The organism is Pseudomonas simiae (assembly GCF_000934565.1).
In the GTDB taxonomy this organism is placed as follows: Bacteria; Pseudomonadota; Gammaproteobacteria; order Pseudomonadales; family Pseudomonadaceae; genus Aquipseudomonas; species Aquipseudomonas simiae.
In genome coordinates this window covers 1,350,909-1,377,098 of the sequence record NZ_CP010896.1, presented here as the reverse complement: position 1 = coordinate 1,377,098, position 26,190 = coordinate 1,350,909, and the positions used below count along the sequence as shown (strand labels likewise).

The 26,190-nt window shown below is 61.3% G+C and carries 24 protein-coding genes; 13 read left to right on the top strand and 11 right to left on the bottom strand.

Features of this window, described 5'->3' with window-relative positions; all coding sequences use genetic code 11:
* Positions 1–6: 6 nt before the first annotated feature.
* Positions 7–1,650, bottom strand: a complete 1,644-nt coding sequence (locus tag PF1751_RS06160) for a Na+/H+ antiporter (protein WP_021492431.1) — start codon at positions 1,648–1,650, stop codon at positions 7–9.
* 267 nt (positions 1,651–1,917) lie between these two features.
* On the opposite strand from PF1751_RS06160, the gene PF1751_RS06155 reads away from it, so the two are divergent.
* From PF1751_RS06155 to PF1751_RS06140, 4 genes are all read left to right on the top strand, one after another.
* Positions 1,918–2,226, top strand: a complete 309-nt coding sequence (locus PF1751_RS06155; protein ID WP_231501198.1) for an arsenate reductase — start codon at positions 1,918–1,920, stop codon at positions 2,224–2,226.
* Between the two features lie 33 nt (positions 2,227–2,259).
* Positions 2,260–3,294: a 2,3,4,5-tetrahydropyridine-2,6-dicarboxylate N-succinyltransferase gene (gene dapD / locus PF1751_RS06150; RefSeq protein WP_010212585.1), complete on the top strand. Its 1,035-nt coding sequence runs from the start codon at positions 2,260–2,262 to the stop codon at positions 3,292–3,294.
* Positions 3,295–3,358: 64 nt separating this feature from the next.
* Complete coding sequence (locus PF1751_RS06145) at positions 3,359–4,564, top strand: aminotransferase class V-fold PLP-dependent enzyme (RefSeq protein WP_010212587.1); 1,206 nt, start codon at positions 3,359–3,361, stop codon at positions 4,562–4,564.
* Positions 4,561–4,974, top strand: coding sequence for a SufE family protein (locus PF1751_RS06140; RefSeq protein ID WP_010212588.1), 414 nt, complete (start codon positions 4,561–4,563; stop codon positions 4,972–4,974). Before PF1751_RS06145 ends, PF1751_RS06140 begins: the two co-directional genes overlap by 4 nt.
* A gap of 112 nt (positions 4,975–5,086) precedes the next feature.
* Here PF1751_RS06140 and tcdA read toward each other — a convergent pair whose 3' ends face one another.
* A complete protein-coding gene (tcdA, locus tag PF1751_RS06135) occupies positions 5,087–5,896 on the bottom strand; it encodes a tRNA cyclic N6-threonylcarbamoyladenosine(37) synthase TcdA (protein WP_010212589.1) in 810 nt (269 codons plus the stop codon).
* A 217-nt stretch (positions 5,897–6,113) separates the two neighbouring features.
* Between tcdA and PF1751_RS06130 the strand changes: the two genes are divergently transcribed.
* The 4 genes from PF1751_RS06130 (at position 6,114) to PF1751_RS06115 (ending at position 11,353) form a co-directional block, all read left to right on the top strand.
* Complete coding sequence (locus PF1751_RS06130) at positions 6,114–8,705, top strand: glycosyltransferase (protein ID WP_010212591.1); 2,592 nt, start codon at positions 6,114–6,116, stop codon at positions 8,703–8,705.
* 255 nt (positions 8,706–8,960) lie between these two features.
* Positions 8,961–10,112, top strand: coding sequence for a succinyl-diaminopimelate desuccinylase (dapE, locus tag PF1751_RS06125; RefSeq protein WP_010212593.1), 1,152 nt, complete (start codon positions 8,961–8,963; stop codon positions 10,110–10,112).
* Positions 10,112–10,921 (top strand): putative RNA methyltransferase, encoded by an 810-nt coding sequence (locus PF1751_RS06120; RefSeq protein ID WP_010212595.1) that lies wholly within the window; start codon positions 10,112–10,114, stop codon positions 10,919–10,921. Before dapE ends, PF1751_RS06120 begins: the two co-directional genes overlap by 1 nt.
* Before the next feature lie 54 nt (positions 10,922–10,975).
* Positions 10,976–11,353 carry a hypothetical protein gene (locus tag PF1751_RS06115; protein ID WP_010212596.1) on the top strand — a complete coding sequence of 126 codons (378 nt, stop codon included), beginning with the start codon at positions 10,976–10,978 and terminating at the stop codon, positions 11,351–11,353.
* Positions 11,354–11,493: 140 nt separating this feature from the next.
* Here PF1751_RS06115 and PF1751_RS06110 read toward each other — a convergent pair whose 3' ends face one another.
* A complete protein-coding gene (locus PF1751_RS06110) occupies positions 11,494–11,703 on the bottom strand; it encodes a cold-shock protein (protein WP_003219353.1) in 210 nt (69 codons plus the stop codon).
* Between the two features lie 182 nt (positions 11,704–11,885).
* Here PF1751_RS06110 and plsB point away from each other — a divergent pair, with 182 nt between their 5' ends.
* Genes plsB through PF1751_RS06095 form a run of 3 tightly spaced genes read left to right on the top strand, consistent with a single transcriptional unit; the run spans position 11,886 to position 15,588 of the window.
* Positions 11,886–14,405 (top strand): glycerol-3-phosphate 1-O-acyltransferase PlsB, encoded by a 2,520-nt coding sequence (plsB, locus tag PF1751_RS06105; protein WP_021492436.1) that lies wholly within the window; start codon positions 11,886–11,888, stop codon positions 14,403–14,405.
* Positions 14,406–14,456: 51 nt separating this feature from the next.
* Positions 14,457–14,858 carry a YbaY family lipoprotein gene (locus PF1751_RS06100; protein WP_010212599.1) on the top strand — a complete coding sequence of 134 codons (402 nt, stop codon included), beginning with the start codon at positions 14,457–14,459 and terminating at the stop codon, positions 14,856–14,858.
* Positions 14,859–14,898: 40 nt separating this feature from the next.
* Complete coding sequence (locus PF1751_RS06095) at positions 14,899–15,588, top strand: DUF4197 domain-containing protein (protein ID WP_010212601.1); 690 nt, start codon at positions 14,899–14,901, stop codon at positions 15,586–15,588.
* 437 nt (positions 15,589–16,025) lie between these two features.
* Here PF1751_RS06095 and PF1751_RS06085 read toward each other — a convergent pair whose 3' ends face one another.
* Positions 16,026–19,091, bottom strand: a complete 3,066-nt coding sequence (locus PF1751_RS06085) for an efflux RND transporter permease subunit (protein WP_010212605.1) — start codon at positions 19,089–19,091, stop codon at positions 16,026–16,028.
* 6 nt (positions 19,092–19,097) lie between these two features.
* Positions 19,098–20,198, bottom strand: a complete 1,101-nt coding sequence (locus PF1751_RS06080; protein ID WP_021492439.1) for an efflux RND transporter periplasmic adaptor subunit — start codon at positions 20,196–20,198, stop codon at positions 19,098–19,100.
* 93 nt (positions 20,199–20,291) lie between these two features.
* Between PF1751_RS06080 and PF1751_RS06075 the strand changes: the two genes are divergently transcribed.
* The gene (locus tag PF1751_RS06075) at positions 20,292–20,927 is read left to right on the top strand and encodes a TetR/AcrR family transcriptional regulator (protein ID WP_010212608.1); all 636 of its coding nucleotides are present in this window, start codon (positions 20,292–20,294) and stop codon (positions 20,925–20,927) included.
* Positions 20,928–21,117: 190 nt separating this feature from the next.
* On the opposite strand, the gene PF1751_RS06070 is transcribed toward PF1751_RS06075, so the two are convergent.
* Positions 21,118–21,900: a class I SAM-dependent methyltransferase gene (locus PF1751_RS06070; protein WP_021492440.1), complete on the bottom strand. Its 783-nt coding sequence runs from the start codon at positions 21,898–21,900 to the stop codon at positions 21,118–21,120.
* A 96-nt stretch (positions 21,901–21,996) separates the two neighbouring features.
* Here PF1751_RS06070 and PF1751_RS06065 point away from each other — a divergent pair, with 96 nt between their 5' ends.
* Positions 21,997–22,617 carry a hypothetical protein gene (locus PF1751_RS06065; protein ID WP_044286722.1) on the top strand — a complete coding sequence of 207 codons (621 nt, stop codon included), beginning with the start codon at positions 21,997–21,999 and terminating at the stop codon, positions 22,615–22,617.
* A gap of 3 nt (positions 22,618–22,620) precedes the next feature.
* Here the strand turns inward: PF1751_RS06065 and PF1751_RS06060 are convergent, their stop codons facing one another.
* The 5 genes from PF1751_RS06060 to tsaB form a co-directional block, all read right to left on the bottom strand.
* On the bottom strand, positions 22,621–23,319 hold the full coding sequence (locus PF1751_RS06060) for an extensin-like domain-containing protein (protein WP_044286721.1): 699 nt from the start codon (positions 23,317–23,319) through the stop codon (positions 22,621–22,623).
* Between the two features lie 3 nt (positions 23,320–23,322).
* Positions 23,323–24,150, bottom strand: a complete 828-nt coding sequence (locus PF1751_RS06055) for an isocitrate lyase/PEP mutase family protein (RefSeq protein ID WP_044286720.1) — start codon at positions 24,148–24,150, stop codon at positions 23,323–23,325.
* A gap of 27 nt (positions 24,151–24,177) precedes the next feature.
* Positions 24,178–25,038, bottom strand: a complete 861-nt coding sequence (locus PF1751_RS06050) for a DUF72 domain-containing protein (RefSeq protein ID WP_044286719.1) — start codon at positions 25,036–25,038, stop codon at positions 24,178–24,180.
* Entirely contained in the window at positions 25,038–25,328 is a 291-nt protein-coding gene (locus PF1751_RS06045; protein ID WP_016979856.1) for a hypothetical protein, read from the bottom strand. Before PF1751_RS06045 ends, PF1751_RS06050 begins: the two co-directional genes overlap by 1 nt.
* Positions 25,329–25,488: 160 nt before the next feature.
* Positions 25,489–26,175, bottom strand: a complete 687-nt coding sequence (gene tsaB / locus PF1751_RS06040; protein WP_044286717.1) for a tRNA (adenosine(37)-N6)-threonylcarbamoyltransferase complex dimerization subunit type 1 TsaB — start codon at positions 26,173–26,175, stop codon at positions 25,489–25,491.
* Positions 26,176–26,190 lie beyond the last annotated feature (15 nt).

Below are 26,190 nucleotides of genomic sequence, written 5' to 3'. Positions count from 1 at the left end.
CCGGGTTCACTTCACCTGGCCCAGATTCGCCTCACTCATATCCAGCTCCGCCAACACCTCCCTCAGCACGTCATCACCAATCTGGTGATGACGGCTCAGGCTGTACAACTCCAACCGCTGCGCCCGCAGGGCCTTGAGGCGCAGCTTTCGCTCCAGCAAGTCCATCTGCTGCGCCAGCGCCTGGGCTTCGGCGGAGTCGTTGAACACTTCTAACTGATGGCGATATTCCGACATCAGCCGTGCCTTGAGCTCAGTGGCGAGCGCGGCCTGGGCGGCGTCCTGAGTTTCGACTTCTGCGGGTTCCTCCGCTTCAAGCGCGTGAATTGCCGCAACGGCAGTTTTCTTCCAGGCTTCACGCACCTCCTTGTGGCGCTTCTCGTCCGGGCTCTTTTCAATGCCCCGCAGCAACAATGGCAAGGTGATACAGGCGGCGATCAGCGATAACAGAATCACCCCGGCGGCGATAAAGATCAGCAAGTCACGCTCCGGAAAATCCTGTCCAGGCGCCAGCAACAATGGCACCGACATCACACCCGCCAACGTCACCGCACCGCGTACCCCACCGACCGTCAACAACCAGCAGGAACGGGCCGTCGGCACCAGCGTCAATTCACTTTTCCCACGCAGCCTGCGCAGCAAGCCCGACAACCGCCAGATGCTCTGCACCCAGATAAAGCGCAACACCACCAGCACCAGGAAGATCGCGACCACATCCAGGCAGCGATAAAACAAGGTCGGCCACAGCGTCGGCTCATGGCTGACCACCGCCTTGATGATGTCCGGCAGTTGCAGGCCCAGCAGCAGGAAAATCAAACCATTGAAAGCAAACTCCAGCAGTGACCACACGCTGCGATTGAGCAAGCGCGTACTGGTCTGGCGTGGCAGCAGGTCGAGCCAGCTTTGCATCATGCCCGCCGCCACCGCCGACAAAATGCCCGATGCCCCCAGGCGCTCGGCCAGCACATAGGCCGCAAACGGTAACAACAACATGAACACCACGTGGGTCGCCGGGTCGTCCCAGCCGCGGGCGATCATCCACGCGCGCAGGCGGCCGACCAGCCAGCTCAGGGCCACGCCTACCGCCAGGCCACCCACTGCCACCAAGACAAACGTGAGGCTGGCATCCGCCAGGGAAAACACACCTGTCAGCGCTGCCGCCAGGGCGAACTTGAAGGTCACCAGGCCCGATGCATCATTCATCAAGGCCTCGCCCTGGAGCATGTGCATCAGCGGCGTGGGCAAACGATTCTGGGAAATGGCCGACACTGCCACGGCATCCGTCGGCGACAACACGGCCGCCAGGGCGAAGGCCACCGGCAGCGGGATCGTAGGCAAGAGCCAATGGATGAAGTAACCGGCGCCGACCACCGTAAACAGCACCAGGCCCACCGCCAACGTCAGGATCGGCCCGCGCAGCCGCCACAATTCCCGCTTGGGCATGCGCCAGCCATCGGAGAACAGCAACGGCGGCAGAAACAGAAACAGGAACAACTCGGGGTCCAGCGCTACGTGCAGGCCAAGCGTAGGCCAGGCGAGCAAGGCACCGGCGGCAATCTGGACCAGAGGCAACGGCAGAGGAATGACACGCCCGACAAGACGCGAAACGCTGACCAGCATCAGCAGGATAAGAACGGTGTAGGCGGTTTGCATAAAGCGGGTTTCCCGGACAATCGACTTGCAACGACACACATCAGGCAACAACTCGCCTTTGAAGTGCCATATTACCCAGCTATGTTACCGCCCATGCTGCCGGCCGGCATTTGCACATACGTCGCACACCAGCATGACGAGGGGCACCAGCCCGCTGGTCATGGCATAATCCGTGACCTTTCGTTTCCACTTGGTCCAAAGGGGGGCAATTCCTTGACCGCTTCAAGCAAAACGTTGCACCTTTTCGGCATCAAAGCCTGCGACACCATGAAAAAGGCGCGCACCTGGCTCGATGAGCACGGCGTCAACTATGAGTTCCACGATTACAAAACGGCCGGTATCGACCGCGAACACTTGACCCAATGGTGCAACGAGCACGGTTGGCAGGTGGTTTTGAACCGTGCGGGCACCACCTTTCGCAAACTCGAAGACGAACGCAAAGCCGATCTCGATCAGTCGAAAGCCATTGAATTGATGCTCGCACAACCCTCGATGATCAAGCGCCCGGTGCTTGATCTCGGTGACAGAACCCTGATTGGCTTCAAGCCAGATAGTTATTCGGCGGCCCTCAAGTAGGCCAGCCCTTACCATTTTTGTAGAGGTAACAGCATGTCCCATTCCCTGTTCAGCCTGGGCTTCGGCGTTGGCACTCAGAACCGCCAAGGTGCTTGGCTGGAAGTGTTTTACGCACAACCGCTGCTCAACCCGTCGGCAGAAATCGTCGCCGCCGTTGCGCCGATCCTCGGCTACACCGAAGGCAACCAGGCCATCACTTTCACCATCAGCCAAGCGCTGCAACTGGCTGATGCACTGAAGAATGTCGACGCTACCCAAGCCGCGTTGCTCAATCGCCTGGCCGAAAGCCACACGCCGCTGGTCGCCACCCTGCTGGCCGAAGACGCCGCACTGACCTCCACGCCTGAGGCTTACCTCAAGCTGCACCTGCTGTCCCACCGCCTGGTCAAGCCTCATGGCCTGAGCCTGGCCGGTGTATTCCCGCAGTTGCCGAACGTAGCCTGGACCAGCCAAGGCGCGATCGACATCGCCGAACTGGCCGAACGCCAGCTGGAAGCGCGCCTGCGTGGCGAACTGCTGGAAGTGTTCTCGGTGGACAAGTTCCCGAAAATGACCGACTACGTGGTGCCGAGCGGTGTACGTATCGCTGATGCCGCGCGTATCCGCCTGGGTGCCTACGTGGGCGAAGGCACTACCGTGATGCACGAAGGCTTCGTCAACTTCAACGCCGGCACCGAAGGCCCGGGCATGATCGAAGGCCGTGTATCGGCAGGCGTGTTCGTCGGCAAGGGTTCGGACCTGGGTGGCGGTTGCTCCACCATGGGCACGCTGTCGGGCGGCGGCAATATCGTGATCAAGGTCGGTGAAGGCTGCCTGATCGGCGCCAACGCCGGTATCGGTATCCCGTTGGGCGACCGTAACACCGTGGAGTCGGGCCTTTACGTCACCGCCGGCACCAAGGTTGCGCTGCTGGACGAGCAGAACCAACTGGTCAAAGTGGTCAAGGCTCGCGAGCTGGCCGGCCAGTCGGACCTGCTGTTCCGTCGCAACTCCGAGACCGGTGCCGTGGAGTGCAAAACCCACAAATCGGCCATCGAACTGAACGAAGCGCTGCACGCTCACAACTAAGCAGCCACTCGATGCCACTAGCGGGCCCCGACCCTGGGGCTCGCTTATACGAGTCTTGAACACCATGCTAGTGCCCTCCCCCTGGCGCGCCGACTTCCCGGCCATCGCCACCCTGCAGCGGCAAGACCAGACTTACCTGGACAACGCCGCCACCACGCAAAAGCCCCAGGCCTTGTTGGATGCCATCAGCCATTACTACGCCAACGGCGCAGCCAATGTGCACCGTGCCCAGCATTTGCCAGGTGCCCATGCGACCCAGGCGTTCGAAGACAGCCGCAGCAAGGTCGCGCAGTGGTTGAATGCAGGCGACAGCGGGCAGATTGTGTTTACCCACGGCGCGACGTCTGCGCTGAACCTCTTGGCTTATGGCCTTGAGCACTTATTCAACGCGGGCGATGAAATTGTCATCAGCGCCCTGGAACACCACGCCAACCTGTTGCCCTGGCAGCAACTGGCCAAGCGACGCGCACTGACGCTGGTGGTGTTGCCACTGGGTGATGACGGCGTCATCGACCTGCACGCCGCCGCCGAGTTGATCGGCCCGCGCACGCGCCTGCTGGCAGTGAGCCAGTTGTCCAACGTGCTCGGCGCCTGGCAGCCGCTGGAAGCCCTGCTGGCATTGGCCCAGCCACACGGTGCCCTGACCGTGATCGACGGCGCCCAAGGCATCGTTCATGGCCGCCATGACGTACAGGCCCTGGGTTGCGACTTCTATGTGTTTTCCAGCCACAAGCTGTACGGCCCGGACGGCGTCGGCGTGCTGTTTGGGCGCAATGAAGCCCTGCACCACCTGCGCCACTGGCAGTTCGGCGGCGAGATGGTGCAGCAGGCCGATTACCACAGCGCCAGCTTCCGCCCCGCGCCGCTGGGTTTTGAGGCCGGCACACCGCCGATTGCCAGCGTGATTGGCCTGGGCGCCAGCCTGGATTACCTGAGTTCGCTGGATCAGCAGGCAGTGATCGCCCATGAAGCGGCGTTGCATGACTACCTGTTGCGCGGGCTGAAAGCCCGCAATGGCGTACACGTGCTGGGTTCGCCCCAAGTGGCGTTGGTCAGTTTTGTCGTCGAAGGTGTGCATAACGCCGACCTCGCGCACCTGCTCACCGAGCAAGGCATTGCCGTGCGCGCCGGTCATCACTGCGCCATGCCGCTGCTCAAAGCGATGCACTTGTCGGGGGCGATCCGTGTGTCCCTGGCGCTGTATAACGATTCCGACGATCTGGAGCGTTTCTTTGAAGCGCTGGACCAAGCCTTGGATATGTTGCGATGAGCCTACCGGTTGATGCAGTGGCTGCACTGGAAGCTTTTCAGGCCGTCGGCAGTTGGGAGCAACGCGCGCGGATGCTGATGCAATGGGGCGAGCGTCTGCCTGCCATGGCCGATGAGGATAAAGTCGAGGCTAATCTCGTGCAGGGCTGCGAGAGCCTGGTGTGGCTGGTCGGCCGCTTGGACGATGGCCACTGGCAGTTCGCCGCCAGCAGCGAGGCACGCATGATCCGCGGGTTGGTGGCGTTGCTGTTGGCGCGGGTCAATGGGTTGTCTGCCACAGAATTGCAGGCGGTGGATCTGCCTGACTGGTTCAACCAGTTGGGCCTGTCCCGCCAACTCTCACCGTCGCGCAGCAATGGCCTGAATGCCGTGCTGCAGCGCATGCGAGCACTAAGCCATACACCAAACTAAGTGGGAGCTGGCTTGCCTGCGATGCAGGCAACTCGGTCTGTCAGTCAGACCGCAGTGATGCTATCGCAGGCAAGCCAGCTCCCACATTTCAAGCGGTGCACGGCATTAAGATTTAAGTGGGCTTGACCCGCTCGGATGGCCTGCGTACACCGGCCACGATCTTATCGACCGCCTTGGTGGCCGCGACCATGCCGAAGGTGGCCGTCACCATCATCACCGCACCAAACCCACCCGCGCAGTCCAGTTTCACGCCGTCCCCGACAAAACTCTTCTGCAAACAAATGCTGCCGTCCGGCTTGGGATAGCGCAGTTGTTCGGTTGAAAACACGCACGGCACGCTGTAATGGCGAGTCACGGTACGTGAGAACCCATAGTCGCGACGCAAGGTGGAACGCACTTTCGAGGCCAGCGGATCATTGAACGTACGGTTCAAGTCGCAGACCTGGATCAGTGTCGGGTCGATCTGCCCGCCGGCGCCGCCGGTGGTGATGATCTGGATCTTGCGGCGCTTGCACCAGGCGATCAACGCAGCCTTGGCGTTGACCGCGTCGATGCAGTCGATCACGCAATCAATAGTGGGCGTGATGTATTCAGCCATGGTGTCGCGGGTCACGAAGTCCGCCACCGCATGCACCGTGCAATCCGGATTGATGCCGCGCAGGCGTTCTGCCATCACCTCGACCTTGGGCTTGCCCACGGTGCTGTCCAGCGCGTGCAACTGGCGGTTGCTGTTGCTGACGCAGACATCATCCAAATCAAACAGCGAGATCTCACCCACCCCACAACGGGCGATGGCTTCCGCCGCCCACGAGCCCACGCCGCCGACGCCGACGATCGCCACATGGGCTGCTTTCAAGCGCTCCAGGCCTTCAATGCCATACAAGCGGGCGACGCCTGCAAACCGTGGATCTTCTGTACTCATGACCATTACCCCAAAAACTGGCGCGCATTATGGACTACAGAGCGACAAGTTCGAAGCGACAAGCTACAAGTAAAGAACTTAGATGGCCTTTCGCTGACTAATGTCCGGTTTTTCTCTGCTTGCTGTACGGTCAGGGAGGGGCCGGTGTAGGATGCGCGCCGTTCGGCGCAGGCCGACACCTCTTTTCGTTCCACACCCTTTGGAACCCGAAATAGCCATGGCATCGCGTAAATTTGGACTCAACCTGGTGATCGTGTTGGCAATTGCCGCGCTGTTCACCGGTTTCTGGGCGCTGATCAACCGCCCCGTCACCACCCCCAACTGGCCTGAACAGATCTCCGGTTTTTCCTACTCGCCGTTCCAGCAAGGCCAGTACCCCCAGAAAAATCAATTCCCGACCGACGATCAGATGCGTCGTGACCTTGAGATCATGAGCAAGCTGACGGACAACATCCGTACTTATTCGGTCGACGGCACCCTGGGGGATATCCCCAAGTTGGCGGAAGAATTCGGCCTGCGCGTGACCCTCGGGATCTGGATCAGCCCGGACCTTGAGCGCAACGAGCGGGAAATCCAGCGAGCCATCGAAATCGCCAACACCTCGCGCAGCGTAGTGCGGGTGGTGGTCGGTAACGAGGCGGTGTTCCGTAAGGACATCACGCCAGAAGCGCTGATCGTGCTGCTGGATCGAGTGCGCGCCGCTGTAAAAGTGCCGGTGACAACCTCCGAGCAATGGGACATCTGGGAGAAGAACCCACAACTGGCCAAGCACGTCGACCTGATCGCCGCGCACATCCTGCCGTTCTGGGAATACATCCCGATGGACAAGGCCGGCCAGTACGTACTCGACCGCGCCCGGGACCTGAAGAAACTGTTCCCGAAAAAGCCGCTGCTGCTCTCGGAAGTAGGCTGGCCGAGCAACGGCCGCATGCGCGGAGGCAATGAAACCTCCCCGGCCGACCAGGCGATCTACCTGCGTACGCTGGTGAACAAACTGAACCGCCAGGGCTTCAACTACTTCGTGATCGAGGCCTTCGATCAGCCGTGGAAAGTCAGCGACGAAGGCTCGGCGGGTGCTTACTGGGGCGTGTACAACGCTGCACGCCAGCAGAAATTCAACTTTGAAGGGCCCGTGGTCGCGATTCCGCAATGGCGTGTGCTGGCCATCGGTTCGGTGGTACTCGCGCTGCTGTCCCTGACCCTGTTGATGATCGACGGCTCGGCCTTGCGCCAGCGTGGTCGCACCTTCCTGACCTTTATCGCGTTCCTCTGCGGTTCGGTGCTGGTGTGGATCGGCTACGACTACAGCCAGCAATACAGCACCTGGTTCAGTGTCACCGTGGGCATCCTTCTCGCGCTCGGCGCCCTGGGTGTGTTTATCGTGTTGCTGACCGAAGCCCACGAACTGGCGGAAGCGGTGTGGACCCACAAGCGTCGGCGTGAATTCCTGCCGGTTGAAGGGGATTCGGACTACCGCCCGAAAGTGTCGATCCATGTGCCGTGCTACAACGAGCCGCCGGAAATGGTCAAACAGACCCTCGACGCCCTGGCCGCCCTCGATTACCCGGACTACGAAGTCCTGATCATCGACAACAACACCAAGGACCCGGCGGTATGGGAACCGGTGCGCGACTACTGCGAAACCCTGGGCCCGCGCTTCAAGTTCTTCCACGTCGCGCCTTTGGCTGGCTTCAAGGGTGGCGCGCTGAACTACCTGATCCCGCACACCGCCAAGGATGCCGAAGTGATCGCAGTGATCGACTCCGACTACTGCGTGTCGCCAAACTGGCTCAAGCACATGGTGCCGCACTTCGCCGATCCGAAAATCGCCGTGGTGCAATCGCCGCAGGACTACCGCGACCAGAACGAAAGCACCTTCAAGAAGCTCTGCTACGCGGAATACAAGGGCTTCTTCCATATCGGCATGGTCACCCGCAACGACCGTGACGCGATCATCCAGCACGGCACCATGACCATGACCCGTCGCTCGGTGCTTGAGGAATTGGGATGGGCTGACTGGTGCATCTGCGAAGATGCCGAACTGGGCCTACGCGTATTCGAGAAGGGTCTGTCGGCGGCGTATTACCACGACAGCTACGGCAAAGGCTTGATGCCGGATACCTTTATCGACTTCAAAAAACAGCGTTTCCGCTGGGCCTACGGCGCGATCCAGATCATCAAGCGCCACACCGCCAGCCTGCTGCGCGGCAAGGACACCGAGCTGACCCGTGGCCAGCGCTACCACTTCCTCGCGGGCTGGTTGCCGTGGGTGGCGGATGGCATGAATATCTTCTTCACCGTTGGCGCGTTGTTATGGTCGGCGGCAATGATCATTGTGCCGACGCGGGTTGATCCGCCGCTGCTGATTTTCGCAATCCCGCCGTTGGCGTTGTTTGTGTTCAAGGTGGGCAAGATCATCTTCCTCTACCGTCGAGCGGTAGGCGTGAACTTGAAGGATGCGTTCTGTGCGGCCCTGGCCGGTCTGGCGTTGTCGCACACCATCGCCAAAGCGGTGCTGTACGGTTTCTTCACCACCAGCATTCCGTTCTTCCGCACACCGAAAAACGCGGATAACCACGGCTTCTGGGTAGCCATCTCCGAAGCCCGCGAAGAGATGTTCATCATGCTGCTGTTGTGGGGCGCGGCACTGGGGATCTACCTGGTGCAGGGCCTGCCAAGCAATGACATCCGCTTCTGGGTGGTGATGCTGCTGGTGCAGTCGCTGCCGTACGTGGCGGCGCTGATCATGGCGTTCCTGTCGTCGCTGCCGAAACCTTCGGCGAAGGCTGAGCCCGTCACAGCCGCGTAAAAACTTGCGCAATGCACTAAACGGCGGCCTCTGGCCGCCGTTTTGCTATAAGATAACGGCCGTTTTGCAAGACTTGGCCTGGACCACTGCTTTCCTGTGGGAGCGGGCTTGCCCGCGATAGCATCACCGCGTTCTGACTGATAGACCGAGGTGTCTGCATCGCAGGCAAGCCAGCTCCCACCTGGCTCTGCGCCGCTTCACAGGTTGTATTTCACATTCGTCCTGCGCCCATTACACGCTTTCCGGAGTTTCCCCATGACGGCCCATGCCGACCTTTCGCCGACCCTTCAACTTGCCATCGACCTGATCCGTCGCCCCTCCGTGACGCCGATCGACGCCGATTGCCAGAAGCTGATGATGCAGCGCCTGGGCGACGCCGGTTTTGCGCTGGAACCGATGCGCATCGAGGACGTGGACAACTTCTGGGCCACCCATGGCAAACACGATGGCCCGGTGCTGTGTTTTGCCGGCCACACCGACGTGGTACCGACCGGCCCGGTGCAGGCGTGGCAGAACGATCCGTTCGACGCACTGATCGATGAAAACGGCATGCTCTGCGGGCGTGGCGCGGCGGACATGAAAGGCAGCCTGGCGGCCATGTTGGTGGCGGCTGAACGTTTCGTCACCGATTACCCGGACCACAAGGGCTCGGTGGCTTTCCTGATCACCAGCGATGAAGAAGGTCCGGCGCACCACGGCACCAAGGCCGTGATCGAACGCCTGGCCGCACGCAAGGAGCGCCTGGACTGGTGCATCGTTGGCGAACCGTCGAGCACCACGCTGGTGGGCGATGTGGTCAAGAACGGTCGTCGCGGTTCCCTCGGTGCCACGCTGACGGTACGCGGTATCCAAGGCCACGTGGCCTACCCGCACCTGGCGAAGAACCCGATCCACTTGGCGGCGCCGGCCCTGGCCGAATTGGCCGCCGAGCACTGGGATGACGGCAACGCCTTCTTCCCACCCACCAGCTTCCAGATCTCCAACCTCAATTCCGGCACCGGCGCGACCAACGTGATCCCCGGTGACCTGAAGGCGGTGTTCAACTTCCGCTTCTCCACCGAATCCACCGTCGAAGGCCTGCAGCAGCGGGTTGCCGAGATTCTCGACAAACACGGCCTGGACTGGCACGTGGAGTGGGCGCTGTCGGGCCTGCCGTTCCTCACCGAACCGGGTGCGCTACTGGATGCCGTGTCGGCCAGCATCAAGGCGATCACCGGTCGCGAAACCCAGGCGTCCACCAGCGGCGGTACCTCCGATGGGCGATTCATCGCCACATTGGGCACCCAAGTGGTCGAGCTGGGCCCGGTCAACGCGACGATCCACCAGGTCAATGAACGCATCCTCGCCAGCGACCTCGATGTGCTGACCGAAATCTACTACCAGACCCTGATCAAGTTGCTCGCCTGATGCTGGCCTGCCCCATTTGCAGCGCACCGCTGAACGCGGTGGACAATGGTGTGGCGTGCCCGGCAGGGCATCGTTTCGACCGCGCACGCCAGGGTTACCTGAACCTGTTGCCGGTGCAGCACAAGAACAGCCGCGACCCCGGCGATAACCTGGCGATGGTGGAAGCGCGCCGCGACTTCCTCAACGCCGGGCACTACGCGCCAGTGGCCCAGCGCCTGGCCGAGCTGGCCGCTGAACGTGCGCCGGCGCGCTGGGTCGACATCGGCTGTGGCGAGGGTTACTACACCGCGCAGATCGCCGACGCCTTGCCCCACGCCGACGGCTATGCACTGGATATCTCCAAGGAAGCGGTCAAGCGTGCCTGCAAGCGCAACCCGGCGCTGACCTGGTTGATCGCCAGCATGGCCCGTGTGCCGTTGGCGTCAGGCAGTTGCCAGTTCCTCGCCAGCGTGTTCAGCCCACTGGACTGGGAAGAGGCCAAGCGCCTGCTCAGCCCCGGTGGCGGCTTGATGAAAGTCGGCCCGACCAGCGGCCACCTGATGGAGCTGCGCGAGCGTCTGTACGACGAAGTGCGTGAGTACACCGACGACAAGCACCTGGCCCTGGTGCCGGACGGTATGAGCCTGGCGCACAGCGAGACGTTGGCGTTCACCCTGAGCCTGGCCGAGCCCCAGGACCGCGCCAACCTGCTGGCCATGACCCCGCACGGCTGGCGTGCCAGCGCCGAGCGCCGCGCACAGGTGATCGAGGCGGCCGAGCCGCTGGTGGTCACTGTGTCGATGCGCTACGACTATTTCGTGCTTCAATAAATAACTTTCCAGCATCCGCGAATGGATTTTCGAATCCCGCAACGAGGAACATCCATGCGCCAACCCGATATCGAGATTTACCTGAAGGACGCCGACGTCGACCACAAGGCCATCGCCGCCTGGCTGGGCGCCGCCCTGGGTCCGTGCTCCGACTGGGTCCAGAAAGGCCAGACGTACAAATGCAAGGCCGGCAACGTGCCTGTCACCTGGCTGCCGAAAGCTGTCGGCAAATGGAACAGTCTGTACCTGGAAAGCGACCAGACCCCATGGGATGACGACATCGCCTGCGCCCGCGCTGCATTTGTTGCGCTGAACGTGGAAGTGCGTTGTGCACCGGGGACCTGGGTTGAGGAAGAAGGTGAGGAAAGCGCTGACACCTGGATTCGGATCAGCGAAGACGGTGAAGAACAGATCACCTGGAAAACTGCCTGATCCTGAATGGTGAACCCAATCAAACTGTGGGAGCTGGCTTGCCTGCGATGGCATCACTACGGTCTTACTGAATAGACCGAGGTGTCTGCATCGCAGGCAAGCCAGCTCCCACAGTTGGTTGGGTTACCCAGCCAGGGGCTTTATAGACCGACCACATCCTCCGCCTGCAACCCCTTCTCGCCGGTCACCACGGCGTATTCCACCTGCTGGCCCTCGGCCAGGGAGCGGTGGCCTTCGCCGCGAATGGCGCGATAGTGCACAAACACGTCCTTACCGTCTTCGCGCTGGATAAACCCATAGCCCTTTGCATCGTTGAACCACTTCACATTGCCGGTTTCACGCGTTGCCATCTGTCTTACTCCCACATGCATTTTTATTGTTGAGCCGCTCGCATTGAACTGCCGAGTATAAGACAGGCTCAAAAACGATCAACTCAAGTTTACATCGCTGCTTTTTTGCCGATTTTCGGCGAATACGGCACACTACTCGCCCGAGCGCCTGCTCGGTTTTTTCCACTTGAAGCAGCACGCCTATGACCCGTTCCCCGTTTCGCCGTCTAGTGTTCGGCACCTTGCGCCGACTGTTGTACCTCTGGGTCCGCTCGGAGACGATCAACCAGTCGTCCCTGACCCTTAACCTGGACCGCAGCCGGCCGGTGTTCTATGTCCTGCAATCACCCTCCCTCACCGAATTGGCCGTGGTCGATGCCGAGTGCACCAAGGCCGGCCTGCCGCGCCCGGTGCTGCCGGTCTCGGTCGGCCCGTTGATGGAACCCGCGGCGTTCTTCTACCTGACGCCGGAGCCGGACTGGCTCGGCCGCCAGGACAAGCGCGGCGCGCCGCCCACACTGACCCGTTTGGTCGGCACCCTCACCGAGCACGCCGAAGAGAATGCACAAATCATTCCGGTCAGCGTGTTCTGGGGCCAATCCCCCGAGAGCGAGTCCAGCCCGTGGAAGCTGTTGTTTGCCGACAGCTGGGCGGTCACCGGGCGTCTACGCCGCTTGTTAAGCATCCTGATCCTGGGTCGCAAGACTCGGGTGCAATTCTCCGCGCCTATCAACCTGCGTGAATTGATCGAGCACAATAAAGGCCACGAACGTACCGTGCGCATGGCCCAACGCATCCTGCGCGTGCACTTTCGTAACCTGAAGACGGCGGTGATCGGTCCCGATTTGTCACACCGCCGCAACCTGGTGAAGGGCTTGGTCAACATGCCGCTGGTGCGCCAGGCCATTGCCGATGAGGCCGAACGGGAGAAGATCAGCCCGGAAAAAGCCAAGGCCCAGGCCCTGCGCTACGGCAACGAGATCGCCTCGGACTACACCTACACCGCAATCCGCTTCCTCGAAGTGGTGCTGAGCTGGTTCTGGAACAAGATCTACGACGGCATCAAGGTCAACAACATCGAGGGTGTGCAAAAGGTTGCCCAGGGTTACGAGGTGATCTACGTACCGTGCCACCGCAGCCACATCGACTACCTGTTGCTGTCCTACCTGCTGTTCAAGAATGGCCTGACCCCACCGCACATCGCCGCCGGCATCAACCTGAACATGCCGGTGATCGGCAGCCTGCTGCGCCGTGGCGGTGCGTTTTTCATGCGCCGCACCTTCAAGGGCAACCCGCTGTACACCTCAGTGTTCAACGAATACCTGCACACCTTGTTCACCAAGGGCTTCCCGGTGGAGTACTTCGTCGAAGGCGGCCGTTCGCGCACCGGGCGCATGCTGCAACCAAAGACCGGAATGCTGGCGATCACCCTGCGCAGCTTCTTGCGTTCTTCGCGCATGCCCATCGTATTTGTGCCGGTTTACATCGGTTATGAGCGCGTACTGGAAGGCCGCACCTACCTGGGTGAGCTACGCGGTGCGAGCAAGAAGAAAGAGTCGATCTTCGACATCTTCAAGGTAGTCGGCGCGCTCAAGCAGCGTTTTGGTCAGGTTGCGGTCAACTTCGGCGAACCGATCAAGCTGGCCGAATTCCTCGACAGCGAACAACCGGGCTGGCGCGCCCAGGACCTGGCCCCGAACTACAAACCGGCCTGGCTCAACGAAACCACCAACCGCCTCGGCGAACAAGTGGCACGCCACTTGAACGAAGCCGCGGCGGTAAACCCGGTCAACCTGGTGGCCCTGGCATTGCTGTCCACCACCCGCCTGGCCCTGGACGAACAAGCCATGGCGCGCCAACTGGACCTGTACCTGGCGCTGCTGCGCCGCGTGCCCTACTCGCCCCACACCACCCTGCCCGACGGCGATGGCCTGGCGCTGATCAAGCACGTCAAGGACATGGACCTGCTGTCGGAACAGAGCGACGCCCTGGGCAAGATTCTGTACCTGGACGAGCAGAATGCCGTCCTGATGACCTATTACCGCAACAACGTGCTGCACATCTTTGCCCTGCCGGCGCTGCTGGCGAGCTTCTTCCAGAGCAGCTCGCGGATGAGCCGCGAGCAGATCCTGCGTTACACCCACGCGCTGTACCCGTACCTGCAATCGGAACTGTTCATTCGCTGGTCGCTGGAAGAGCTGGACACGGTGATCGACCAATGGCTGGAGGCCTTTGTCGAGCAAGGGCTGCTGCGCTTCGAGAACAACGTGTACCTGCGCCCGGCGCCGAGTTCGCGGCATTTTGTGCTGTTGACCCTGCTGTCCAAAACCATCGCGCAAACCCTGCAACGCTTCTACATGGCGATTTCGCTGCTGCTCAACAGCGGCCAGAACAGCATCAGCGCCGAAGAACTGGAAGACCTGTGCACGATCATGGCCCAGCGCCTGTCGATCCTGCATGGCCTCAACGCCCCGGAATTCTTCGACAAGAGCCTTTTCCGACATTTCATCCAGACCTTGCTGGAGCAAGATGTGCTGCGCCGCGACGAGGCCGGCAAACTGAGTTATCACGACCTGCTCGGCGAACTGGCCGAAGGCGCGGCCAAACGCGTGCTGCCGGCGGAGATTCGCCTGTCGATCCGCCAAGTGGCATTGCATCGCGTGGACGGCGCCGCCGAGGCACCCGTCGACCCCGAAGCCACTGCACCTGAAGAAACCCGCTAGATTTAAACAGGCGCCGGATGGATTCCGGCGCCGTTGAAAAGGAGCAACACCATGAAAAAAATCATCCTCCTGGGCCTGACTGCCCTGCTCGGAGCCTGCCAATCCATGAACCCCGCCCCCAAAGCCAGCCTCGACGGCGAAGTGTTCTATCTGCAACGCATCGCCCTGCCGCCCACCGCGACCTTGAGCGTCAGCCTGCAGGACGTGTCGCTGATGGATGCGCCGGCCGTGACCCTGGCTGAGCAGAAAGGCCCGGTCAAAGGCCAGGTGCCGCTGCCGTTTCACCTGAGCTATGACCCGGCGCAAGTCAAACCTGGCCACACTTATTCGGTGAGCGCTCGCATCGAAGTGGATGGCAAGCTACTGTTTATCACCACCGAACGGCACGCTGTGCAGCTCAATGGCCAAGACGCGCAACCCCTGCGCCTGCGGGTTGATGCTGTCGCCCACTGATAGTCTCCAGAACTTAAGCCAGATTAAAAAGGAAGCGCCCATGCTCCGTAACTCCCTTCGTTTCACTGCCCTGTGTGCCGGCCTGCTGCTCGGTGCCAACGCCATGGCCCTGGACTTGAGCAGCCTGTCCCAGGGCGACGCCAGTGGCGGCCTCAAGGACGCCCTGACCCAAGGCGCGCAGATCGCCGTGAAGCAACTGGGCGTACCGGGTGGTTTCAGCAACAACCCGGAAGTGAAGATCGGTCTGCCTGGCAAGCTGGGCAAAGTCGCCGACAAACTGAAAATGTTCGGCATGGGTGACCAGGTGACCCAGTTGGAAACCAGCATGAACAAGGCCGCCGAAACCGCCGTGACCCAGGCCCAGCCGATCCTGGTCAACGCCGTAAAGAACATGAGCGTGACTGACGCCAAGGGCATCCTCAGTGGTGGCCAGGACTCGGCCACCCAGTACCTGAACAAAAGCAGCCGCGAACAGATCCGCGCCAAGTTCTTGCCGATCGTCAAGGCCGCGACCGACAAGGTCGGCGTCGCCCAGCAATACAATGCCCTGGCCGGCAAAGCCGCTGCCTTTGGCGCAGTGGACGCCAAGAGCGCCAACGTCGAAAACTACGTGACCGAACAGGCGCTGGATGGGTTGTTCAAGATGATTGCAAAGCAGGAAGAAACCATTCGCGAGAACCCTGCGGCCGCCGCGACCAGCCTGGCGAAGAAAGTCTTCGGCGCACTGTAAAACCGGGAATGAATCCAGGCAGGTGTGGGGGGCTCACCTGCCCGGTTCCAAGCAGTTCTTCTACGATCAGAAGAACTTTCCTAAACCAAAACCACCGAATGCGATCATGCCTAGGGGCATCACACCGAAGCCTATGGTCATACTCTTGTTGGGCTTGCAAGAGTCCTTGCAAGGATCCTTGCAAGGGTTGGTAGGCTTGGCAGGTTCAGGCTTGCTAGGCCCGCAAGGATTACAACCCCAGCTCGACTTAGACGCGCTGATATTGATATTAAGCATTCCCATAAGCACTCCTTGAATCATTGAATTGAAGCGTCCACCAACAGGCGTGAACCCTGATTGGCGAAAGACCTGACAATCAGGTAATCAATGAGTGGCCCCACACCTTGGAAGCGTTCCCGCCTCCGCATCCCCTTTGTGAAAAACCCTACGACAACTCTTTACCCAGCCTGTGGTTTGACCCGGAACCATGCTGCGTACAAGGCCGGCAAAAACAACAGCGTCAGCGCCGTCGCCACAATCAGACCGCCCATGATGGCCACGGCCATTGGCCCGAAGAACACACTGCGTGACAGTGGGATCATGGCCAGCACTGCTGCGAGGGCTGTCAGCACAATCGGGCGGAAGCGTCGGACCGTGGCTTCGATAATCGCCTGCCAGGGCGCCAGGCCCGCCTTGATGTCCTGTTCAATCTGGTCGACCAGAATCACCGAGTTGCGCATGATCATCCCGGACAGCGCGATGGTGCCCAGCATGGCCACGAAGCCGAACGGCTGGCGGAATACCAGCAGGAACAGCGTCACGCCAATCAGGCCCAGCGGCGCTGTCAGGAACACCATCGCAGTGCGTGAGAAACTGCGCAGTTGCAGCATCAACAGGGTCAGCACCACCACGATAAACAATGGCACGCCGGCTTTGACCGAGTTCTGGCCACGGGCGGAATCTTCCACCGTACCGCCGACATCCAGCAGGTAACCATCCGGCAGTTCAGCACGCACGCCTTCAAGGGTCGGCAGGATCTGCTGGACCAGCGTCGCCGGCTGCTCCTTGCCATAGATGTCCGCGCGAATGGTCACCGTGGGCAGACGGTTGCGGTGCCAGATGATGCCTTCTTCAAAACCGTATTCGAGGGTGGCGATCTGCGACAGTGCTACGCTTTTGCCATTGTCGGTCGGCACCGCCAGGCTGGGCAGCAACGACAGTTCGGTGCGTTCATGCACGGTGCCGCGCAGGAGGATTTCGATCAACTCGTTGTCCTCGCGGTACTGGCTGACGCTGGAACCGGTCAACGAGCTCTGCAGGAATTTCGACAGGTTGGCCGTGCTCACGCCGAGGGCGCGGGCGCGGTCCTGATCGATATTGAGGTAGACGATCTTGCTCGGCTCTTCCCAGTCGAGGTGCACGTTGGCCACGTGGGGATTTTCGCGAACCTTCACCGCGACTTTCCGAGCCAGGGCGCGGACTTCCTCGATATGTTCGCCAGTCACGCGGAACTGCACCGGATAGCCCACAGGCGGGCCGTTCTCCAGGCGTGTGACCCGTGAGCGCAGGTCAGGGAACTGTTCGTTCAGGGTTTGGATCAGCCAGGTGCGCAGGCTTTCGCGCTCCTCGATGGTTTTGGCCAGCACGACAAACTGGGCAAAGCTGGCGGCCGGCAGTTGTTGGTCCAGCGGCAAGTAGAAACGCGGCGAACCGGTGCCGACGTAGGCCACGTAGTTGTCGATGCCCGCGTGTTCCTTGAGCAAGGCTTCCAGGCGCTTGACCTGGTCGGCGGTGTTGCTCAGGGAGGCGCCTTCCGCCAGCTTCAGATCCACCATCAGCTCCAGACGGCCAGATGCCGGGAAGAACTGCTGCGGCACAAAACGGAACAGCGCCACCGAGCCGATAAACAGCAGCAGGGTGAGGACGATCACGGTTTTGCGCCGGCGCACGCACCACTCCACCATGCGTCTTACGCGCTGATAGAAGGGTGTGCCGTAGGGATCCGGCCCATCGGTGCCGTGCTTGGCCGCATGAATCTTCGCCAGGTCCGGCAGGAGCTTTTCCCCCAGGTAGGGCACGAACACCACCGCAGCCACCCAGGAGGCGAGCAACGCAATGGTCACTACCTGAAAGATCGAACGGGTGTATTCGCCAGTGCTCGATTGCGCGGTGGCAATCGGCAGGAAGCCCGCTGCGGTGATCAGCGTACCGGTGAGCATCGGGAACGCGGTGCTGGTCCAGGCGAAACTCGCGGCCTTGAGCCGGTCGTAACCTTGCTCCATTTTGATCGCCATCATTTCCACGGCGATGATCGCGTCGTCCACCAACAAACCCAACGCCAGCACCAAAGCACCGAGGGAAATCTTGTGCAAGCCGATGCCGAGGTAGTACATGGTGGCAAACGTCATCGCCAGCACCAGCGGAATCGCCAGGGCCACTACCATGCCGGTACGCACACCGAGGGAGAAGAAGCTCACCAGCAACACGATGGCCAGTGCTTCGGCCAGCACTTGCACGAATTCGCCGACGCTGGTTTTCACCGCTGCCGGTTGGTCTGACACCTTGCGCAGCTCCATGCCGGCCGGAAGGTTCTTCTGCAGGCGTGCGAATTCACCTTCCAGGGCTTTACCCAACACCAGAATGTCGCCGCCATCACGCATGGCCACGGCCAGACCGATCGCGTCTGCCCCCATGTAGCGCATGCGCGGTGCCGGTGGGTCGTTGAAGCCGCGGTGGATGTCGGCTACGTCGCCGATGCGGAAGGTACGGTCGCCCACGCGAATCGGGAAGTTGCGGATTTCTTCCACCGTCTTGAAGTTACCCGACACGCGCAGTTGCACACGTTCGCTCGGGGTTTCAAAGAAACCGGCCGTGGAAACAGCATTCTGCTCCTGCAACGCCTGCTGGACTGCCGCCAGCGGTAAACCGAGGGTCGCCAGCTTGAGGTTGGACAGTTCGATCCAGATTTTTTCGTCCTGTAGGCCTAGCAGCTCGACCTTGCCCACATCCGCCACGCGCTGCAGCTGAATCTGGATACGGTCGGCGTAGTCCTTGAGTACGGCGTAGTCAAAGCCGTCGCCGGTCAGGGCATAGATATTGCCGAAGGTGGTGCCGAACTCATCATTGAAAAACGGCCCCTGGATATCCGGCGGCAAGGTCTGGCGGATATCGCTGATCTTCTTGCGCACCTGGTACCACAGCTCAGGAATCTGCGCTGAATGCATGGAGTCACGGGCGATAAAGGTGACCTGGGATTCGCCGGGGCGCGAGAACGAGACGATGCGCTCGTACTCACCGGTTTCCATGAGTTTTTTCTCGATGCGCTCGGTGACTTGCCGCGACACTTCCTGGGCCGTGGCGCCAGGCCAATTGGTCTTGATCACCATGGCCTTGAAGGTGAACGGCGGGTCTTCGCTTTGTCCCAGCTTGGAGTAGGACAAGGTGCCAACCACTGCCAGCAGGATCATCAGGAACAGAACGATCTGGCGATTACGCAACGCCCATTCGGAAAGATTGAAACCCATCGGGGACTACTCCTTGGCCGCCAGATTCACCACACGGTTGGAGCGATCCACCGGGCGCACCTGCTGGCCCTCGTGGAGCACATGCACACCCGCAGCAATGACCCAATCCGTAGGGCTTAACCCTTCCAGTACCGGTACGGTTTTTTCACCGAAAGCACCGATGCGTACCGGTGTGCGCTTAAGGGTATTGTCGGGCTGCACACGCCAGACGTAGGACGCACCGTTCTCCGCACTGAGAGCCGACAGTGGGACCGAGAGAGGAATATCGCCGTCGACCTGTATGAATACACGTGCGCTCTGACCCAGTTCCGCCGGGACTTTGCCGCCGGTGAATGCCACGCGGGCAGCAAACGTACGCGACTTTGGATCGGCGGCCGGTGACAGTTCACGAATGCGGCCGGTGAAGCGCTGGTCAGGCTGGCTCCACAGCTCGACCGACACCGGCTGGCCGATCTTGAAACGGCCAAAACCCTGCTCCGGCAGGCTGATCAGCACTTCGCGCTCGCCATCGGTCGCCAAGGTAAACACGGTCTGGCCGGCGGACACCACCTGGCCAACTTCTACCGCACGCTTGGCCACCACCCCATCCTGTGGCGCACGCAGCACCGCATAGCCGGCCTGGTTGCTGGCCACGTCGAACTCGGCCTTGATCTGCTTGAGACGAGCAACACCGGCTCGGTAGAGATTTTCGGAATTGTCGTACTGGGAGCGGCTGACCATCTGACGGTCCATCAGGGTCTTGTAGCGGTCACGCTCGGCGCGCACCAGGCTCAGGTTGGCCTCGGCGGCGGCGACTTGGGCACGGGTGGCTTCCAGTTGCAGGCGCACATCTTGCGGGTCGAGTTCGGCCAGCGCCTGGTTGGCCTTGACCCGCTCGCCCTCTTCCACTAACCGCTTGCTGACTTTGCCACCGATGCGAAAGGCCAGGTCCGGTTCATAACGGGCGCGCACTTCACCGGGGTAGCTGTCCATCGACTGTGAAGAAGGTTGTGGCTGCACCACCATGGCCGGACGGATGGTGGTCTGGGCCGCTTCTTCATGGCCGCATCCGGCCAACAGGAAGACCAGACTGACAGGCAACGCAAAGGGCAGGAAAGTACTGCGCATGCTGTAGGACCTTTCGCAAATGGAGCTAAGAATAATTATACTGGCGGGTATGTTATTAATACCAAACTCACCAGTCCAGTATTAAAGGTGAAAATGTCCGACAATCCTGTGAACACCAATAGCCCCGGGCGTCCCAAGGACATGGCAAAACGCCAGGCAATCCTCGAAGCAGCGAAAATCCTGTTTTTGAGCAATGGCTACGCCAGTACCAGCATGGATGCCGTGGCCCTTGAGGCCGGCGTGTCGAAACTGACCGTGTACAGCCACTTCAACGATAAAGAGACCTTGTTCACCGCCGCGGTGGTGGCCAAGTGCGAAGAACAACTGCCGGTGATGTACTTCGAGCTGCCTGCGGGCATGCCCGTGGAGACTGTGTTGCTGAATATCGCGCGGGGGTTCCACCGCCTGATCAACAGCGAGGAGTCGGTCAACCTGCATCGCCTGATGATGACTACTGGCAATCAGGACGTGAAACTCTCGCAGATCTTCTTCGAGGCGGGCCCGATGCGCATGTTGCAAGGCATGGAGCGCCTGCTTGGCAAAATCGACCAGAGCGGCGCCCTGAGCATCGACAAACCGTTCACGGCAGCCGAGCACTTCTTCTGCCTGCTCAAGGGCACGGCGAACTTTTGCTTGCTGTATGGCTGCGGCGGGCAACTGAGCGAAGAAGCTGCCGAAGCCCATGTGCAGGACGTGGTGGGGTTGTTTATGCGGGCTTATCGGCCCTGAATCTTCATTGACCTTAAGGGCCTCATCGCAGGCAAGCCAGCCCCCACATTTTCGACCGATTTACACCTGACAGGGCTCGGGCGACTATCAGGCCGTCATGGGAGCAAGCTCCCTCGCCACGGGCCCAGCGCCACACCGACAAGTGTGTAGACATCTATGCGGCGATGAGGGCCTCAAACCTAAAGCAGCTTCAGGGTTTGAGGGCTTTCTTGGGGTAGATGTCATACCGGCTGGACTTGCCATCCAGCGCATGGCTCGGCTTGGGCCCGTCAATGCACGGTGCCTTGCGCGGGCGCTTCACCACCACGCGGTGGCTGGCCAGGGCCAGGGCCGCAGCCAACAGCGCCGGCGCGTCCGGATCATCGCCCACCAGCGGTCGGAACAGGCGCATTTCCTTCTTCACCAGGGCGGTTTTCTCACGGTGCGGGAACATCGGGTCGAGGTAGATCACCTGGGGCGGCTCGCCTTCCCAGTTGAGCATCACGTCGATGGAGTTGCCCTTGAGCAACTTCATGCGCGCCACAATCGGTGCCACCTCAAAATCATCCGCGCCACGTGCCAAACCATCTTCGAGCAAGGCGCCGATCAACGGTTGGCGCTCGATCAGGCTCATCTCGCAGCCCAAGCTGGCCAGCACAAAAGCGTCCTTGCCCAGGCCGGCTGTGGCGTCCAGCACCCTGGGGCGCACGCCTTGGGCGATGCCCACGGCCTTGGCGATCATCTGCCCGCTGCCACCACCGTACAGGCGCCGGTGCGCTGCCCCGCCTTCGACAAAGTCCACCCGCACCGGTCCAGGCGCGTCGGGCCCGAGCTGTTGCAGCTGTAGGCCGTGTTCCCCCACTTGCAAGGAAAAGTCCGCATCCGCCACGTGCATCGGCAAACCCAGCAGTGACGCCCACTGTTCGGCACGGCCCTGGAAACCTTCGCCCAAGGCCTCGACCTGGATGCGGCTGGCCGCTGGTTGTTCGCTCATCAATCACTACGCTCAAAAATATTAAGGATCGGCAAACAGCGGCCGATAAAAACAACAGTCAGGTATTTTGCCAGAGCTGAGCGTCGACCGAGAAAAATGTCAGACATTCTTCCCCTAACCATCGGTGTACTGCCGACCCATAACCACTACGGCCTGCGCAATACTCAAGCGCTGGCCGGGGTGAGTCATGTGTGGCAGGACTTCTTCGCCCGTGCATTGGCCGAGCAGCTCGGCGATACGCCGGACGCGCTGGCTGTGCAGGCGCCGGTACCGGCGGATCCAGCGGTAGAGCCCAGCGAAGGCGCCGATCTGTTGGCGCAGATCCTCACCCAGCGCGAATGCGATGTGAGAGACACCGAGATCGCCCCACCGGAACCGCTGTTCCTGCCGATCGCCGAGCTCGAGACCGGCTTGCTGCCACCTGCCGCCCCGCCGTTCCCTGAAGAAGAAATCGTCGCCCAGCAGCGCCAGCAGAACTTCGAAAGCGGTTGGGTGCGCCCGATCGTGCTGACCGCCGGCCAACCATTGCCGGAGCCTGGCCCGGCGCCGGAGCCACGCCCACTGCACCTGCCTATCGCCGAGTTCGAACTCGACCTGCTGCCGCCCGCTGCCACGCCGTACCCGACCGAAGAACTGGTTGCGCAACAAAAGGCGCTGGACTTCGACTACTACTGGGCTCGCCCGCTGGTCACCCAAAACCTGCGTCTGGCCGCCTGACACTCAGCGACACACCCACCAACGCCCCATATCCAGATGAAAATGGTTGCGGTGCGCGGCGTTGTAGTCCGGGCTCAGTACCACGTTGAAATCATCGCAGGCGCTATCGCGGACCTCTCGCAAGAACCGCGCCTTCTCCCCCTCCCCCGGCCAATCCCTGAGCACGCTGACAGTGCGACCGTCCGCCAGGCGGAAACCGGCAATGTCCAGGGCATTGGCCGACGCATGCTGGCTGAGTCGCCCTTCGGCGCGGTTATACATATTGCGGCAGGCAAAGCTGCCTAGATGATCGACCCGCGCCACCGCCTGGCCGAACACGGCCTGGGCCGCCGGTTGCAGGCTGTGGCGCTCGAACAGCGCGAATGCCACCGCCAGCGGGCAACTGGCGAGAAAACTGCTGCTGAGTCCAACTGCCGCCCCCTGAACGCGTAAGGTATTGCGCAGCGGACACGCGGCATCGGCGGGCGTATCGGCTTGATGGCTGACGCGCAGGCCCGAGGTTACCAGCACCTGGTCGCACAACGCCGGGTCATCCTGCAGACGCCCCAGCTTGTAGCGCGTCAACAGATTCGGGCTAGCGCGCACATCCAACGGTGCCCACGGGTTCCAATCGGCCGGCAGCGGCACCCAGCCACGCCAAACGCCAACGGCACAGGCGCCGGCCAGGATCAGCAACACGCCTGTCACTTTGAAAAAACTCACCCCTTAGCCCTTGAAGAACTGATTGGCCTGCCTGAACGGCATCTTGCGCTCGGTAAAGGTGAACGTGCCCAGTTCGTACACTTCCTGGGCTGCGCGATAGAACTCACCATAGGCAGCCAACGCCAGGGCCGAGCCGACGCTGATGCGCCGCACACCCATCGCGCTGAGCTGCGCGACGCTGAGGTTCAAGCCGCCAGACATCAATACGTTCACCGGTTTGGGCGCCACCGCCTTGACCACCGCCAGCACTTCCTCGGCACTGCGCAGGGCCGGCGCATACAGCACGTCGGCACCGGCTTCGGCGTAGGCTTGCAGACGGCGGATGGTGTCGGGTAAATCCAGGCGACCATGCAGGAGATTTTCCGCGCGGGCGGTCAGGGTAAAGGGAAATGGCAAGCTGCGCGCGGCGGCCACCGCAGCTTCGACGCGCTCCACGGACAGGTCGAAAGGATAGATCGGGTCAGCGGCAATGCCCGTCGCGTCTTCGATGGAACCGCCGACGACACCGGTGGCAGCGGCACGCAGGATGGTCTGGGCGCAGCCTTTCGGGGTGTCGCTGAAGCCGTTCTCCAGATCCGCCGATACCGGCAACACCGTGGCCTTGGCAATCATGCTGGCATTGATCAGGGTGTCTTCCAGGGACAACGCCCCTTCCGCGTCCGGGCGCGCCAGGCTGAACGCGTAGCCCGCACTGGTGGTGGCGAGGGCTTCGAACCCCAAGCTGGCCAGCATCACGGCAGAGCCTGCATCCCACGGGTTGGGCATCACGAACGCACGGTCACGCTCATGCAAGGCCTTGAAGGTTTCGGCGCGAAGGGTTTGGGCATCCATGTCTGGCTCCTGGCGGGGAAAGGAGCCCTAGAGTAACCCCAGTTGCTCCACGGCGGGGGCACGATCCAGCACAGTTAAGGCTGGCAGACCGGGCAGACGCGCCATCAACTGGTCATGAAAACGCAGGGCCAGTTGGGCGGCGAGGCGGTTATCCGAGGTGTGCAGGAATACGTAGGGGGTGCGGCCTTCTTCGATCCAACCTGCGACTTTTTCCACCCAAGGCACCAGGAACGGATCGTTGGCTTCCAGTTCGGGATGACCGATAAAACGCACCTGAGGGAACTGCGTCAGTGCCGCCGGCCGGGGGGGCACCTTGGGTTTTTTCGACTGGGCGTGCAGTACGGCAGCCGATGTAGAGGTGCAACTGAACAACGCGCGCGGGTCCAGGCAGATACGCTCCACGCCCCGATCCCGTAACAAGCGGTTAAGCATGCGCTCCGCGTCGCCTTTGGCGAAGAACGCCTGATGGCGTACTTCCACCGCCAGGGGCCGCTCCAAACCATCAATGAAACCTGCCAACTCCCCCAGACGCTGCGGTGTGAACGTCGCGGGCAGCTGCAACCACAGCGGCGATACGCGCTCACCCAATGGGCTCATCAAGCCCACAAAGCTTTCCGCAGCCGGTAGCTGTTCAATCAGGTTGCCGCTGTGGCTGATATCACCGGGAAACTTGGCCGTGAAACGGAAATCGTCGGGCATGATCTCAGCCCAGCGTTGCACCGTGGCGGTCGATGGGCGGGCATAGAACGTGGTGTTGCCTTCAACGGCGTTGAAGACCTGGGCGTAAAGCGCAAGGTAGTCGCTGGAACGGGCATCGGCGGGGTACAGGTACTCGCGCCAGGCGTTTTCACTCCAGGACGGGCAACCGAGGTAGTAAGGCAGACGCATCAGATGTGGATGTCGAGGCCCAGCACTTCCATATCCCATTCGACAAAACCGGCGGTGGTCAGGTAGCTGGCCAGGGCGGTGGCGACGCTTTTGCTCATGGAGCGCGGGAAGACCATGTCTTGCTGACGGGCGGGAAGACCACTGATGCGTGCTTGAGCGTTGGCCTGCGCGTCGGACTGGACCTCGATGAAGTCCGGCGAATCCTCGACGGACTCGTCTACCGTGACGTTTGCCTTACGCGGCTTGCGCTTGATTGGGTAGGACTGTGAGGAAAAGCCATCAATACGCATGGGCGCGAACTCGCTATCAGTAGTGGCATTTTGGCAGCATCATCCGTGGTGCGCAAATGCTCTGGTGATAACTAGAACACATAATTTGAAAAAGGTTTTAAATCGGGGGCAAATTCTGACGATTGGTGAAGTTAGCCCCAAACTGCCATCATTTTTGGCGTCAAATAATCCCGCGTTCGGCCTTGGTCTGCGCCACTTTATCGCGCAGGTACACAGGTGCAGCCTGGTCTGCAGGAATCGCCTCGCCGCGTTCGAACGCGAAGCGCGCGAGGGTCAACAAGTCTTCACCGTGGGGCAACATCGCCGCATCCTGGCCCACCAACGGCACAGCGATGCGCTCGCCATAACCCCAGCCGGTGCCAGCACCGAACCAGTCGCCGCTGGCATCGACAGGCAATACCGATGACTCCGGTGCCTGCACGGCTTCCACACCGACCAGGCGCATTTCACCCGCTGTTTCGCGGTAGCAGCCCCAATAGACTTCATCCATACGCGCATCGATGGCCGCTGCCACCTGCTGGGCGCCGTGTTCACGCAAGGCGCGCTGCGCCAGCATGGCAAGGTTGGACACCGGCAGCACCGGGCGCTCCAGGGCAAACGCCAGGCCCTGCACCACGCCGATAGCGATACGCACACCGGTAAACGCACCCGGGCCACGGCCGAAGGCGATGGCATCTACCGCTGCCAGCGTAGTGCCGGCGTCTTCCAGCAGTTGCTTGATCATTGGCAACAGCTTCTGCGCATGCAGGCGCGGGATCACCTCGTAGTGGCTCGTTACCTTGCCATCGTGCAGCAAGGCAACGGAGCAAGCTTCAGTCGCGGTGTCCAGGGCCAGCAGGGTGCTCATCGGTGTAGGTGTCCA

Bases quoted from the DNA above. Each gene is read 5' to 3' on its own strand.
- PF1751_RS06160 (WP_021492431.1), bottom strand. From the start codon at position 1,650: ATGCAAACCGCCTACACCGTTCTTATCCTGCTGATGCTGGTCAGCGTT.
- PF1751_RS06155 (WP_231501198.1), top strand. From the start codon at position 1,918: ATGAAAAAGGCGCGCACCTGGCTCGATGAGCACGGCGTCAACTATGAG.
- dapD (WP_010212585.1), top strand. From the start codon at position 2,260: ATGTCCCATTCCCTGTTCAGCCTGGGCTTCGGCGTTGGCACTCAGAAC.
- PF1751_RS06145 (WP_010212587.1), top strand. From the start codon at position 3,359: ATGCTAGTGCCCTCCCCCTGGCGCGCCGACTTCCCGGCCATCGCCACC.
- PF1751_RS06140 (WP_010212588.1), top strand. From the start codon at position 4,561: ATGAGCCTACCGGTTGATGCAGTGGCTGCACTGGAAGCTTTTCAGGCC.
- tcdA (WP_010212589.1), bottom strand. From the start codon at position 5,896: ATGAGTACAGAAGATCCACGGTTTGCAGGCGTCGCCCGCTTGTATGGC.
- PF1751_RS06130 (WP_010212591.1), top strand. From the start codon at position 6,114: ATGGCATCGCGTAAATTTGGACTCAACCTGGTGATCGTGTTGGCAATT.
- dapE (WP_010212593.1), top strand. From the start codon at position 8,961: ATGACGGCCCATGCCGACCTTTCGCCGACCCTTCAACTTGCCATCGAC.
- PF1751_RS06120 (WP_010212595.1), top strand. From the start codon at position 10,112: ATGCTGGCCTGCCCCATTTGCAGCGCACCGCTGAACGCGGTGGACAAT.
- PF1751_RS06115 (WP_010212596.1), top strand. From the start codon at position 10,976: ATGCGCCAACCCGATATCGAGATTTACCTGAAGGACGCCGACGTCGAC.
- PF1751_RS06110 (WP_003219353.1), bottom strand. From the start codon at position 11,703: ATGGCAACGCGTGAAACCGGCAATGTGAAGTGGTTCAACGATGCAAAG.
- plsB (WP_021492436.1), top strand. From the start codon at position 11,886: ATGACCCGTTCCCCGTTTCGCCGTCTAGTGTTCGGCACCTTGCGCCGA.
- PF1751_RS06100 (WP_010212599.1), top strand. From the start codon at position 14,457: ATGAAAAAAATCATCCTCCTGGGCCTGACTGCCCTGCTCGGAGCCTGC.
- PF1751_RS06095 (WP_010212601.1), top strand. From the start codon at position 14,899: ATGCTCCGTAACTCCCTTCGTTTCACTGCCCTGTGTGCCGGCCTGCTG.
- PF1751_RS06085 (WP_010212605.1), bottom strand. From the start codon at position 19,091: ATGGGTTTCAATCTTTCCGAATGGGCGTTGCGTAATCGCCAGATCGTT.
- PF1751_RS06080 (WP_021492439.1), bottom strand. From the start codon at position 20,198: ATGCGCAGTACTTTCCTGCCCTTTGCGTTGCCTGTCAGTCTGGTCTTC.
- PF1751_RS06075 (WP_010212608.1), top strand. From the start codon at position 20,292: ATGTCCGACAATCCTGTGAACACCAATAGCCCCGGGCGTCCCAAGGAC.
- PF1751_RS06070 (WP_021492440.1), bottom strand. From the start codon at position 21,900: ATGAGCGAACAACCAGCGGCCAGCCGCATCCAGGTCGAGGCCTTGGGC.
- PF1751_RS06065 (WP_044286722.1), top strand. From the start codon at position 21,997: ATGTCAGACATTCTTCCCCTAACCATCGGTGTACTGCCGACCCATAAC.
- PF1751_RS06055 (WP_044286720.1), bottom strand. From the start codon at position 24,150: ATGGATGCCCAAACCCTTCGCGCCGAAACCTTCAAGGCCTTGCATGAG.
- PF1751_RS06050 (WP_044286719.1), bottom strand. From the start codon at position 25,038: ATGCGTCTGCCTTACTACCTCGGTTGCCCGTCCTGGAGTGAAAACGCC.
- PF1751_RS06045 (WP_016979856.1), bottom strand. From the start codon at position 25,328: ATGCGTATTGATGGCTTTTCCTCACAGTCCTACCCAATCAAGCGCAAG.
- tsaB (WP_044286717.1), bottom strand. From the start codon at position 26,175: ATGAGCACCCTGCTGGCCCTGGACACCGCGACTGAAGCTTGCTCCGTT.